Raw genomic sequence first — 12,517 nt, 5'->3', positions numbered from 1 at the left:
ACGGCAACAGACCCTAGAGCTGAAAGCGCGAGATGTTCTCTCGCAAAGTCACGCTGGTGCGTGCCAGTCCTTCGCTTTCCTGCTGAGCGCTGCGGAAGGCTGCAGCGGATTGCTCGGCGCTTTCGCTGACGGTCACGATGCCCCGGCTGATCTGCTCGGCAACGGTACTCTGCTGCTCGGCGGCAGCGGCGATTTGGTGGTTCATGCCGTTGATCCGCTCGATCATGGTTACGATCGTGCTCACCGCGTCACCGGCCTCGGAAACGCCGGACACCGACTGCGCACTGGAACGCTTGCAGCGTTCCATATGCTGCGAGGTCTCGTCGGCAATTTTCTGCAGACTGGCGATCAGCCCTTCAATCTCTGAGGTGGCCTTCTGGGTACGTTGTGCCAGGCTGCGCACCTCGTCGGCTACAACCGCGAAGCCGCGTCCGGCCTCGCCAGCACGGGCAGCTTCGATGGCTGCGTTGAGGGCCAGCAGGTTGGTCTGGTCGGCCACCGATTTGATGACTTCAAGCACGCCGCCGATATTGCCGGTTTCATGCTTCAGCCGGCCCATGGCCATGTTGGACTGTTCGATTGTCTCGGCCAGATCGCCGATCATGTTAACGGCATCTTTGGCCTTCTGCTGGCTGTACAGGGCCGCGCTATCGGCCTCGCTGGCAGCACTGGCGGCGGATTCGGCATTGCGCGCGACATCCTGCACGGTGGCGGCCATTTGGTGAACGGCGGTGACGATCTGCTCGACCTCGCACTGTGCCATGGCCACGCTTTCGGCGTTTCTGAGGCTCGATTGGCTAAGCTCCTGGCTGGATTCGGCCACGGTCTGTGAGGACAGGTTTATGCCCTTGGTCATGTCCCGCAGGTTCTCCTGCATGCTCAGGAGGGCAGCCATGATGCTGGCTTGTGGTGGCTCAATCGTGCGCTCGCTAGCGCGCAAATCGCCCTTGGCAACCCGTTGGGCGAGCTGGTTGAGTTCACTCGGTTCGGCACCCAGCGCGCGCAGCAGGTTGCGGCTGATGACGTAGCCCAATACCGCTGCTAGTAAGACGGCCAGCGCCGTAATGGCGAGCAGCAGGTTGCGTTGTGACAGATAGTGTGCGTCATTTTCGCTGACCTGCAGTTCTGCCTTCTGGTTGCTGTAGCGCAGGTATTCGCCAATTGCCTGGGTGAGCTCGGCCAGTAGTGGTGTGCACTGCTCGCTGACCATGCGCAGGGCCTCGTCGTCTTCACCCTTGAACAGGTGCTCGGCAATGGTGTGCGCTACCGGTTTGTAGCGGCTCTCGACCTGCTCGATGGTTGAGAACAGTTCACGTGCCTTGGGCGACACATCATCATGGTTATCGATTGCCTGGCGTAGCGCGGCGAGGCTGCTGGCCACCATTTGTTCGTTGACGGCAATCGCGCCCCGCTGCTGTCCTCTTGCGGTGACATTGCTGTTCAAGGCGATGTTACGCAGGGCAATCGCGCGCTGGGCGGCGGCGTCGTTCAGTGCGTTGACCAGGCGCGTGCGTGCATCAACGCCATTAACGTAGAGAAAAAAGTCTTTATTGCTGCTGGCCAGCGCGTACAGCGAGATAGCGGCGATCAGCAACATAAACGCGAGCAGGCTGGCATAGCCGGCATAGAGACTGGTACGTGTAGAGAGCCGGGGAGTGTGCGATGGCATGATGTACCTGCGTAATGAGAGGAGCAATTTAGGGACACCTGCAAGCGTATGTATCCGCCCTTGGTCCGCATCCTGCGCAGGTATTCTTTTGTTCGACGGCAACGAGTAGCGGCGTTATTTTTTGGCTAGCCGAAACCTGTACAAGTTTTATTTCTTGTACAACTCTTGTACAGCTATCTTGCCGTGATGTCGTAATGACATCACTCAATCCCGATGAACGGACAGCAACCTTCGATTTCTGGCAGGCGGGGGAAATAGAGGTTTGGCTATCGAGCTGACGACTGTTTGGCGGCGATACAGCCGAAGGCCATCGTGGGGCCGATAGAACCCTGCGAGCGCTGTAAAAATGTGTGGAGTTATTTCTGTACAGGTACGCGCTAATTGTGAGCCTGCGCTGCGCTAGGGGCTGTTGCGTTTTAATCGCGAGCCGCGCGCTGCGAGAACTCGATGGGATTGATTGCGCCACTTGCGGGACATTGATGCCGGCTGGTCGAGCATGAGACGGACTAGCGGATTTATCGACATGAACGTCCGATTGGTCGATTTTGCCAGCTTGTCAGACGCCAGTTATCTCCGTCCTGAATGACCGCTTCTGGCCGATAGTGGTCGGTCGCTCACAAACCCCCCAGTCACGCGAGATACCTGGATCTGACCACATAGTGTCGCCGCCATCAGCTCTGTTCTTGGGACGGAGCACCTCAAGCGCCGTTTGCCCTTACCGACGGCAGTCTAGCCTTGTTAGGCTAAACAGATGCCAAGGTCAGTAAGGTGCGAAAATTGCTCGTTCACATTTCCATCAATGAGGTCCGGCTGTTGGGGGGCGCATCCGAATTCAACGCGATCTCTCGGGCGATTCGCAAATGCCAAGTCGGAGCCGTGATCCGTTTACCACTTGAGATACAGCGATGTAACTACGGAGCATTCGAAGTCAGATGCACCACCGGATTTGCAGGTGTGGGCGTTCAAGGAGATACAGTCTTCATCGCATACCCTGAAAGCCTGAGGCGAACTCTGCCGCCATATTTTTCGATGCCCCTCGAAACCCAATCTGGCTCACAGTTCTTCCTGAGTGCATGGCAAATGGATGATTTGCGTGTTCTGTTGGGTGATTCGCTGACGATGGTCCTGGACGTGGGGGAGCAACGTTAGCCAGTGTCCGCATAGGGTCGATTGCCGCCTGTCTTGAGGAGCAGGGCGTCACTGCTTGGAAGTAGTGTTGGTACGAAAGTGGTACGCAGCTTTCAGGTCGGCTCTGTAGAGCAAGGAATACGTGGCCTACAGGATTAATAACTCCAATCCATCACCGAAAAGGCAGATGTTTTTCGCTCGTGAATGGCAGCAGTCGGCCAAAAGCTGACCTTCGAACAATATTCAAGGGCACCATAAATCAGAAAAAAGAGTAGCGGACATGAAAAAGGAATTTACCCTTCGGACTGCACTGCCAGGAGATGGCCTAGCTATTTTCCATGTCACTCGGCAGTCAATAACCGAGCTGTCGAACGGACTCTATACCCCAGAGCAACTCAATGGCTGGATGGGCGAAAGAACCCCAGAGTTTTATGAGCAACTGATAAAGCAAGGGCAAATGGTCGTGGCGCTGCAGCTGGGAAGGATAGTTGGATTTGTGGATTCAGAGCCAGGAGAAGTGACACGGCTTTTTCTTCTTCTCGAGGCCTCCAGTAAGGGGCTCGGTGCTCATTTGCTCAAGACAGGTATTGATAATGCGCGTGGGCCTGGCATCCGCGTCATAAAGGTAGAGTCGACTTTGAATGCTGAAGGCTTCTATAAAAAACATGGCTTTGTGACACAAAAGCACGGTTTTTTCAGCCATGGTGTGGGTGGGCAACCCATAGAAATCATTCACATGGAACTTGAGTTGGAGTGATTTATTCTGCATACCTCCACGGGCGCTTGGAGGTATTTGATTCACTGACGAAAGTCAGCTTTGGGTCGGTTTCAGCCCTTGTAAGTGTCATGTGTGAGCACCTGCAGATCGACAGTCGCGATCTTTTGAATCAACTGGCGATATCAGTAGCAAGACTGTTTATTACGGGCGCCCGCGATTTTCATTACTGTGATGAGGTGATGAATATTGTCATCAGCGATATCGTCGGCTTGTCCATGCACACGGAGATGCCCCAGCCGCCATTCTCTAACCGACCGATCCTTGGAGTTTGTGAGCAGCGACCACTTACCACGGCGCTGGGCCTCAGATTCGCGGGTGCAGCCGATGGCGCTGATCTCAAGCGGATTGTCGCCATAGCGCCGCTGGAGCTTGGCGTCCGCCACGGCGGTGACAACAGTATCGAAGTTGTTCCCCGGGTTGTCGTAGCTGATCAGAGCACGGGTGTAGCTCATCCCGAAGAACTGCTGGCTGAAAATATCGAAAGGTGGCAGCCGCTGACCGCCGCCGGCGCACTCAATGAGCTGGGCACTCTGGTGGAGAGGCTGATCGAGCAGAGACGCTTGCGCGGTGTCAGAAACCCTTACCTCATAGTCACCGAGGACGACAGGCAGGTTACAAAGCACATGCTCCGTCTCCGCTTCGACGATGCTCGCGACAAGGCGATCACCATCGCCAGAGAAAACGGCGATGGCGTGTTGGCAGCCCGCATTCGAAAGTTCCAGTTCCGCGACATCCGCCCCAAGGCTGCAAGCGAGATCCTCGGCCTAGGAGATGCAAGCCGGCCCTTGGGCCACACAGACAAGCGGATAACCGAGACCCTTTATCGACGCATCGTGGAGATCGTAAAGCCGACTCGCTGACCGCAATTCGCAACGAGTTGCGGAAACCGCCTGAAATGATGCGGAAACGCTCGGTCTGTAAGCTGATAGCTTTGTCGAAGCGCAGAAACACAAAAGCCCCGCTAGTGCGGGGCTTTTGTTTGAATCTTGGCGGGAAACCAGGGATTCGAACCCTGGAGACGCTATTAACGTCCGCCGGTTTTCAAGACCGGTGCATTCAACCACTCTGCCAATTTCCCTTGTGCATCACAGGATTATAGTAGCCCATCCCGTCTCAGCGGGCGCCATAATACCCGAATGAAACACACTGTCAAACTCTCGGCATCGCTTGTTACAGAGCGTCTGTTATGATCTTTGCGACTGAACGTTTCAAAACCGAAGGAGTGTCGCCATGCGCGAACAGAATTACGCAGTGAATGGCAACGCGCAGGCTGAGCAGCTTGAAGTCAGCCGCGTGTTGCGCAACACCTATGGCTTGCTCGCCCTTACCCTCGCATTCAGCGGCGTGATGGCGTTCGTGGCCCAACAGATGCGCGTCGGCTACCCGAATATCTTTGTCGTGCTGATCGGCTTCTATGGTCTGTTCTTCCTGACCAACAAGCTGCGTGACTCGGCCTGGGGCCTGGTGTCGGCATTTGCCTTGACCGGTTTCATGGGCTTTATCCTCGGCCCGATCCTCAACCGTTACCTCGGCATGGCCGGTGGTGCGGAAGTGGTGAGCTCGGCGTTTGCCATGACGGCCCTGGTGTTTGGTGGTCTGTCGGCCTACGTGCTGATCACCCGCAAGGACATGAGCTTCCTGGGCGGCTTCATCACCGCAGGTTTCTTCGTGCTGCTGGCAGCCGTGGTTGCAGGCATGTTCTTCCAGATCAGCGGCCTGCAACTGGCGATCAGCGCAGGTTTTGTGCTGTTTTCCTCGGTGTGCATCCTGTTCCAGACCAGCGCGATCATCCACGGTGGTGAGCGTAACTACATCATGGCGACCGTCAGCCTGTATGTGTCGATTTACAACCTGTTCATCAGCCTGTTGCAGATCTTCGGCATCATGAGCCGCGACGACTGATCACCAGCGCAATAAAAAATGCCCCGTATCGAAAGATACGGGGCATTTTTATTGTCTACCCTAACAGGCAGGACCAGCCGATCAGTACTGGTTGGGTTCCATTTCCAGCTCTACCTTGAAGCGCTCTGCAATGTCCTGCTGGATGCGCCGGGCCAGGTTGGCGATATCGTGCCCCGAGGCACCGCCATAGTTGACCAGCACCAGCGCCTGTAGCTTGTGAACGCCGGCATCACCGTCACGAAAGCCCTTCCAGCCGGCCTTGTCGATCAGCCAGCCGGCCGCGAGCTTCATCTGCCCATCGGCCTGCGGATACGCCACCAGGTCCGGGTACAGCGCCTGCAGCTCAGCCGCCAGCACGTGGGACACCAAGGGGTTCTTGAAGAAGCTCCCGGCATTGCCAAGCTCTGCCGGGTCCGGCAGTTTTTCCCGGCGAATGCTGCAGATTGCACGGCTGACGTCGCTCGGCGTCGCCTCGGTGATCCCCTGCCCCGCCAGGCGCTGCTGCACCGGGCCGTAGTCGAGCTTGAGGTGGCTGGCGCGGCTCAGGGCGAAACGCACGCGCAGGATCAACCAACGCCCGGTCTCGTGCTTGAACAGGCTGTCGCGGTAGGCGAAGTTGCATTCTTCCAGGCTGAAGTCGCGCAGTTCGCCGGTATGGCGATCCAGGGCGGTGAGGCCGGCGAATACATCCTTGATCTCCACACCGTAGGCGCCGATATTCTGCATGGGCGCTGCGCCCACGGTGCCAGGGATGAGGCTGAGGTTTTCCAGGCCGAAGAAACCCTGCTCCAGGGTCCACAACACAAAAGGATGCCAGGCTTCGCCCGCTTCGGCCTCGACTACCACCTGCAGGCCGTCATCATGCAGCACACGGATGCCTTGAGTGGCCATGCGCAGGACCAGCGCCTGGACATCCTGGGTCAGCAGCAGGTTGCTGCCACCACCGATGACCAGCAGCGGCACCTTGTGCGCGGTGGCGTAAGTCAGGGCCTCCCGTACATCGCTGTCGCTGTGGGCCTCGGCGAACAGCTGGGCACGGACATCAATGCCAAAACTGTTGAATGGCTTGAGCGATACCTGCGCAAGCACCTGCAAGGTCATAACCGCCCCTTCAATTCGATCACCAATAAATCACAGGCACGTTCGATCAAGTCCAGGACCCGCTCGAAGCCTTGTTCACCTTCGTAGTACGGGTCGGGCACTTCGTCCACCTCGGCCTCGTAACGGCGCAGGAACAGGTCCAGCTCCGCCTTGCCCTGGCTTGGCTGCATGGCCTTGAGGTTGCGCAGGTTGCTGTGGTCCATGGCCAGGATCAGGTCATAGCGCGCAAAGTCGGCGCGGGAGACCTGCTGGGCACGCTGGGCCGACAGGTCGTAACCGCGCACCAACGCCGCGCGCTGGCTGCGTTGGTCCGGCGGGTTGCCGATATGCCATTCACCCGTGCCGGCGGACGCTACATCCACCTGCCCTGCCAGCCCGGCTTCGCGCAATTTATGGCGCAGTACACCCTCTGCGGTGGGCGAGCGACAGATATTTCCCAGGCAGACAAACAGAACCTCCATCAGGCCCCCAGCAGGCGACGGACGCGCTCAAGGTCTTCGAAGGTATCGACACCGGCCGGCGGTGCTTCCAGCGCATCGCCCACGTGGATGCGCACGCCATGCCACAGCGCCCGCAGTTGCTCCAGGGACTCGGTGTTTTCCAGCCAGCACGGGCCCCAGCTGACGAAGTCATGCAGGAAGCCGGCGCGGTAGGCGTAAATGCCAATATGGCGACGATATGGCACGCCCTCTGGCAACACGTCGGGACTCTTGGCGAACGCGTCCCGCGCCCAAGGCAGGACCGAACGACTGAACGTCAACGCCAGGCCATTGATATCGGTGACCACTTTGACCACGCCCCGGTTGAGCAGCGTATCAATGTCCTCGATCGGTTCGGACAGGGTCGCCATGCGCGCTTCGCCATGGGTGGCCAGGTTGGCGGCCACCTGGTCGATCACACTCGGCGGGATCAACGGCTCGTCACCTTGCACGTTGACCACGATGGCATCAGGCGCCAGCCCGAGTTTGGTCGCCACTTCAGCAAGGCGGTCGGTGCCAGAGTTGTGGTCTTCGCGCGTCAGCACTGCGTCGGCACCAAAGCCTTTGCAGGCTTCGATGATGCGCGGATCATCAGTGGCGACGACCACGCGCTCGGCGCTGCTTTTGCAGGCCTGTTCCCACACCAGCTGGATCATCGGCTTGTCGCCGATCAATTGCAGCGGCTTGCCCGGCAGGCGGGTCGACGCATAGCGGGAGGGAATGACAACGGTAAAGGCTGTGGTCATTTATCCAGGCGCTCATCGGTAGTCAGGGTGCGGGCTTCGCTTTCCAGCATCACCGGGATGCCGTCACGGATCGGGTAAGCCAGGCCGGCGCCTTTGCTGATCAGCTCGGTTTTGTCGGCGCTGAGCTTGAGCGGGCCTTTGCAGATCGGGCAAGCGAGGATGTCGAGCAGTTTGGTGTCCATGAGTGTTTCCTGGATAGAAGCGGTTTAAGGCAAGAGACGGGCAGGCAGCAGTCGCATCAGCTGCGTGTCGAACCAGGCGACGAACGCCGGCGACGGCAGCGCATCCACCGCAAGGTACCACCAGTCTGGCTGGGCAAAGGCGCGGCACTTCACCGCGTCCTTCTCGGTCATGACCAACGGCAATGACGGCGTAAAATTCAAGACCTCGGCGCTGTAAGGCGCATGGTCGGCAAACGCATGGGCTATCGGCCGCCAGTGTAGCGTTTCAAGGGTGTTGAAGAAACGCTGCGGGTTGCCGATGCCGGCAACCGCATGCACCTGCTGGCCCGGCGCGAAGTGATCCACCGGCTGGCGTTCGCCGGTCTGTAGGTTGACCAGTGCGGTAGGCTGCAGGCGAAAGGCAAAGCCGTCGTCCCGGTCACTGGCGGCGCCGTTATACAGCAGCGCATCGACGCTCTGCAGTCGATCCGCAGGTTCGCGCAACGGCCCTGCCGGCAGGCAACGGCGGTTGCCCAGGCCACGGGCGGCGTCGATCAGCACCAGTTCCAGGTCACGGGCCAGGCGGTAATGCTGCAGGCCGTCGTCGGAGAGGATCAGGTCCAGGGTTTCGCTGGCCAGCAGCGCCCGGACCGCACGGCTGCGATCAGGGTCGATCATCAGCGGTACGCCGCAGCGCTGCACGATCAGCAAAGGCTCGTCGCCCGCCATGTCAGCGCTGTGGCTGGCTTCGACGCGCCATGGCAACTGCGGTGGCTTGGCGCCATAACCCCGGCTGACCACGCCTACGCGCAACCCGCTGCGTCGGCAGTGTTCGATCAACCAGAGGATCAACGGCGTCTTGCCAGTGCCACCCACGGTGATATTCCCGACCACCACCACCGGCACCGGCGATTGGTAGATCTCGCCCTCACCCGCCAGGAAGCGGGCGCGCTTGCGCTGCACAACCCGGCGATACAACGACTCCAGCGGCCGCAACAGCGTGAGCGCCGGATGGCCCTCGTACCAGGCCTTGAGCAAACGATCGGACATGGCCATCAGGGTTGGCTCGCCGCCTCGACCGTGGTCATGCGCAGATGGCTGAAGCCGAGCTTGCCGGCCGCATCCATCGCGGTGATCACGGCCTGGTGCTGGGTCTTGCCGTCGGCGCTGATGGACAGCGGCAGCTTGTTGTCACCGCCAGACTCTTTTTGCAAGGCGTCCATGAGGCTGGCGAGGTCGTTTTTCTCGAGCAACTGGTTATTCACCGAAAACACCCCGTCGGCGCTGATGGCGATGTCCAGTTGCTTGACTTCCTGGTCTTCGGCCGGCGAACCGCTCACGGCTTCCGGCAGGTCGACGCGCAGCTCGGTTTGCCGGGTGAAGGTGGTGGTGACGACAAAAAACAGCAGCAGGATAAACACCACGTCGATCAGCGACGCGAGGTTGATATCGACATTTTCCCGTTGCTTGCGGCGAAATTTCACGCTTTGCCCCCAACCAGGTCCACATCACGGTCGCCCTGTACCACTTCCACCAGCTTGATGGCTTCCTGTTCCATGCCCACCACCAGTTCATCAATGCGACGCTGCAGGAAACGGTGGAAGAACACCGAAGGAATACCCACCATCAGGCCCGCCGCCGTGGTGATCAGCGCCTTGGAGATCCCCCCGGCCAACACCGCCGCGTTGGTGGTCATGCCCGAGCCCATGAACGAGCTGAAAATATCGATCATGCCCAGCACCGTGCCCAGCAAGCCGAGCAATGGCGCCATGGCGGCGATGGTGCCGAGGGCGTTGATGTAGCGCTCCAGTTCATGGATGACGCGGGCGGCGGCTTCTTCGATGCACTCCTTCATGATCTCGCGACCATGCTTGGAGTTGGCCAGGCCCGCAGCAAGGATTTCACCCAACGGGGAGTTGGCGCGCAGCTCCTTGAGTTTGTCCTTGTCCAGTTGCTTGTTCTTGATCCAGCTCCAGACCTGCCCCAGCAGATGCTCGGGGGTGACGCGACTGGCGCGCAGGGTCCACAGGCGTTCGGCGACGATGCCGAGTGCGGCGATAGAGCTCATGATGATCGGCAACATCATCCAGCCGCCGGATTTGACCAATTCCCACACAGTGAATGTCCCCTCGAAAAAGTGCGCCACTTTACCATATAGGTTCGGCGGCGGGGTTCGTCGACCACCGCCTCCATCGGCCATGACCACTCGTCCCTACGGTAACCGCTCGCGCCAGAACCTGCGTTGACTGCGCGCAACAACCGGCGGCGCGAAAGCCCCGAGTTGCAGGCGCACGGCCCCGTGCTCGGCACTGTCATACACCTGGCTGCCCAACCGCTGGTAACGCGCCATCACCTGCGGATGGGGATGGCCGAACGCATTGCCCCGCCCCCGTGAAATAAGCACGGACTGCGGGGCAAGGCGCTCCAGGAACGCCCAGGATGAAGAACTGCGACTGCCATGGTGTGGCGCCTGCAACCAATGAGTGGGCACCGCCAGCGGTGAACCGAGCATGGCCTGTTCGGCGGCGCGGTCAATGTCACCGGTCAGCAACAGGCGCTCGCCATTGGCCTGCACCTGCAACACGCAGGACTTCGGGTTACCGGTGATAGCACCAGGCCATTGCCAGAGTTCGAACGTGACACCGTCCCAGGTCCAGCGCTCGCCACTGATACACGGCTGGGTGCCGAGCAGCGCCGGCAGACCCTCGGTTTCCCCGCCCACCACGCGCTTGATCGGCAGGCCCTTGGCTATCGCCGTCGCGCCGCCGGCATGATCGGCGTCGGCATGGCTGAGCAGCATCAGGTCCAAGGCCCCTACCCCAAGTTTTCGCAGCGACGGCAGCACCACGCGCGCGCCCAGGTCAAAGGTTCCGGAGCGCGGGCCGGCGTCATACAGCAAGGCATGGTGACGGGTACGCAAGATCAACGCCTGCCCCTGCCCTACATCCAATTGCACCACGTCTACCTGGCCATGGGGAACCAGTTCGCGTGGCGCAAACACGGCCAGCATCAGCATCGGCCAGCCCAGCAAGCGAAACGGCACGCCCTTGGGCAGCAGGAGCAACACGGCACCGAACAGGCTCACCAACCAATAGCCCATCGGCACTTCGGCCGGGATCCAGGCCGGCACCTGCGCGGCCAGCCACGCCAAGCCCTCGAACAAACCCTCCAGCGCACCGCCCGCCAGCCAGAGCAATCCTTCCCCCACAAACGGCAACGGCAGCAACGCCGTCCCCAGCAACGCCAGTGGCAACACCACCAGGCTGATCCACGGCACCGCCACAAGGTTAGCGAACGGCGCGCTCAGGCTGATAGGCAGCCCCAGCACCAGCAACACCGGAAACAACCCAATGGCAATCAACCACTGCGGCCGGGTCCACGCCTGCCACAGGCTCCATGGCCCCAGTCGTCCACCGAACGCCAGGATCAATACCGCTACCGCCGCAAACGACAGCCAGAAGCCCGGCTGCAGGCTGGCCAAGGGTTCCAGGACCAGCACCCCATTGAGTGCCAGCAGCAGCGGCCACCAGAGCCCCAGATGCCGGAAGCGCAACCGCCACAACAACACCAGGCCGACCATCACGCAGGCACGCTGCACCGGCACGCCAAACCCTGCCAGCAAGCCGTAGCCCAGCGCGGCGCTGAATGCCAGGCCACACGCCCATGGCAGCCACGGCCAGGTTCGGGGCCAGCAGCCGTAGCGCGCCAGCCCGGCGATCAACCCATAGATCAAGCCCGCCAACAAACCGATGTGTTGGCCGGAGATGACCAGCAGATGCACGGTGCCCGTGTCCTGCAACACCTGCCAATCGGCAGCGGCCAACCCGGAGCCATCCCCCAGCACCAGGGCAGTCAGGCCGGCTTCCCGGCCCTGGGCATCCACCGCCATCAGGCGCTGGCGCACACTGTCGCGCCAGGCGTTGTGGGCCGGTGCCAGGCGCTCGCCGTCCTTCACCGAGCCGGTGGCGCCGATGCGCTGGGCCAGCAGCCAGGCTTCCTGGTCAAATCCGTGAAAATTCAACAGCCCGGCCGGTTGCTTGAGGGTGATTGCCAGGCGCCAGCGCTCACCACTGCGGACCGGTGGCCCGCCTCGCCAGGACACCCGAATGCGTTTGGGCAACCGGGCATTGCGCGACCGGTTGTCGGTCAGGACAAAACGCACGCCCTCACCCGTCTGTTGCGGCAGCCCGGTGACCCGCCCTTCCACCCAACGTGTCTGGCCATCCAGTGCCGGCCTCAGGCGATCATCCAACGCCCACTGCGCGCTGACGCAGGCCCAACTCAGCCCCAGCAGGAAAAACGCCAACGGGTAAGTGCGAAACGGCAACAGCATCAATGCCAGCACCAATAAGGCGATCAGCCAGCCGGTAGCCGGCAATGCCGGTAAAAAGCGCAGGCTCAGCAACCCCAGCGCCAGCGCGACCATCCCTGTCCTCATGAATCATCCTTTTCAAGTGATCCACTCAGTCTTAGCCGGCTGCCCAGCAGTGCCTATGATGTTTTGTCACAAAGTCTGAATTTTCTGTTTATAGAATGCGGGCATACTTGCCCCT

At 60.3% G+C, this 12,517-nt stretch carries 11 protein-coding genes, 1 tRNA gene and 2 pseudogenes; 3 read left to right on the top strand and 11 right to left on the bottom strand.

All coding sequences use genetic code 11. From position 1 onward, the window contains the following. Window positions 1-13: 13 nt before the first annotated feature. On the bottom strand, window positions 14-1,669 hold the full coding sequence (locus CQ002_RS16515) for a methyl-accepting chemotaxis protein (RefSeq protein WP_105162484.1): 1,656 nt from the start codon (window positions 1,667-1,669) through the stop codon (window positions 14-16). A 1,408-nt stretch (window positions 1,670-3,077) separates the two neighbouring features. Here CQ002_RS16515 and CQ002_RS16505 point away from each other — a divergent pair. Further along, the gene (locus CQ002_RS16505) at window positions 3,078-3,554 is read left to right on the top strand and encodes a GNAT family N-acetyltransferase (RefSeq protein WP_105162486.1); all 477 of its coding nucleotides are present in this window, start codon (window positions 3,078-3,080) and stop codon (window positions 3,552-3,554) included. Between the two features lie 269 nt (window positions 3,555-3,823). On the opposite strand, the pseudogene CQ002_RS28575 reads toward CQ002_RS16505, so the two are convergent. Next, a pseudogene (locus tag CQ002_RS28575) lies at window positions 3,824-4,021 on the bottom strand (hypothetical protein); the annotation flags it as partial. Window positions 4,022-4,069: 48 nt separating this feature from the next. On the opposite strand from CQ002_RS28575, the pseudogene CQ002_RS28920 reads away from it, so the two are divergent. Continuing rightward, window positions 4,070-4,435 (top strand): annotated as a pseudogene (locus CQ002_RS28920) (integrase); the annotation flags it as partial. A gap of 127 nt (window positions 4,436-4,562) precedes the next feature. Here the strand turns inward: CQ002_RS28920 and CQ002_RS16485 are convergent. Next, window positions 4,563-4,653 (bottom strand) — tRNA-Ser (locus tag CQ002_RS16485). 152 nt (window positions 4,654-4,805) lie between these two features. On the opposite strand from CQ002_RS16485, the gene CQ002_RS16480 reads away from it, so the two are divergent. Then, on the top strand, window positions 4,806-5,477 hold the full coding sequence (locus CQ002_RS16480) for a Bax inhibitor-1/YccA family protein (RefSeq protein WP_003174664.1): 672 nt from the start codon (window positions 4,806-4,808) through the stop codon (window positions 5,475-5,477). An 81-nt stretch (window positions 5,478-5,558) separates the two neighbouring features. On the opposite strand, the gene murB is transcribed toward CQ002_RS16480, so the two are convergent. The 8 genes from murB to CQ002_RS16440 form a co-directional block, all read right to left on the bottom strand. Next, window positions 5,559-6,578, bottom strand: coding sequence for a UDP-N-acetylmuramate dehydrogenase (gene murB, locus CQ002_RS16475; protein ID WP_105162487.1), 1,020 nt, complete (start codon window positions 6,576-6,578; stop codon window positions 5,559-5,561). Then, window positions 6,575-7,039: a low molecular weight protein-tyrosine-phosphatase gene (locus CQ002_RS16470; RefSeq protein WP_034106774.1), complete on the bottom strand. Its 465-nt coding sequence runs from the start codon at window positions 7,037-7,039 to the stop codon at window positions 6,575-6,577. The genes murB and CQ002_RS16470 overlap by 4 nt, the downstream gene beginning before the upstream one ends. After that, entirely contained in the window at window positions 7,039-7,803 is a 765-nt protein-coding gene (gene kdsB / locus CQ002_RS16465) for a 3-deoxy-manno-octulosonate cytidylyltransferase (protein ID WP_105162488.1), read from the bottom strand. The genes CQ002_RS16470 and kdsB overlap by 1 nt, the downstream gene beginning before the upstream one ends. Then, the gene (locus CQ002_RS16460) at window positions 7,800-7,985 is read right to left on the bottom strand and encodes a Trm112 family protein (RefSeq protein WP_003174668.1); all 186 of its coding nucleotides are present in this window, start codon (window positions 7,983-7,985) and stop codon (window positions 7,800-7,802) included. The genes kdsB and CQ002_RS16460 overlap by 4 nt, the downstream gene beginning before the upstream one ends. 24 nt (window positions 7,986-8,009) lie before the next feature. Beyond that, on the bottom strand, window positions 8,010-9,020 hold the full coding sequence (lpxK, locus tag CQ002_RS16455; protein WP_034106778.1) for a tetraacyldisaccharide 4'-kinase: 1,011 nt from the start codon (window positions 9,018-9,020) through the stop codon (window positions 8,010-8,012). Next, window positions 9,020-9,448 (bottom strand): biopolymer transporter ExbD, encoded by a 429-nt coding sequence (locus CQ002_RS16450; RefSeq protein WP_034106779.1) that lies wholly within the window; start codon window positions 9,446-9,448, stop codon window positions 9,020-9,022. Before CQ002_RS16450 ends, lpxK begins: the two co-directional genes overlap by 1 nt. Continuing rightward, the gene (locus CQ002_RS16445) at window positions 9,445-10,080 is read right to left on the bottom strand and encodes a MotA/TolQ/ExbB proton channel family protein (protein WP_012724911.1); all 636 of its coding nucleotides are present in this window, start codon (window positions 10,078-10,080) and stop codon (window positions 9,445-9,447) included. The genes CQ002_RS16450 and CQ002_RS16445 overlap by 4 nt, the downstream gene beginning before the upstream one ends. Window positions 10,081-10,176: 96 nt before the next feature. Beyond that, entirely contained in the window at window positions 10,177-12,402 is a 2,226-nt protein-coding gene (locus CQ002_RS16440) for a DNA internalization-related competence protein ComEC/Rec2 (protein ID WP_105162489.1), read from the bottom strand. Between the last annotated feature and the right edge of the window lie 115 nt (window positions 12,403-12,517).

The sequence above is a fragment of the Pseudomonas sp. MYb13 genome, assembly GCF_002980075.1.
GTDB classification, from domain to species: Bacteria; Pseudomonadota; Gammaproteobacteria; order Pseudomonadales; family Pseudomonadaceae; genus Aquipseudomonas; species Aquipseudomonas lurida.
Note: the sequence above shows the minus strand (reverse complement) of the source record. Positions and strands in the feature narration are given on the sequence as shown.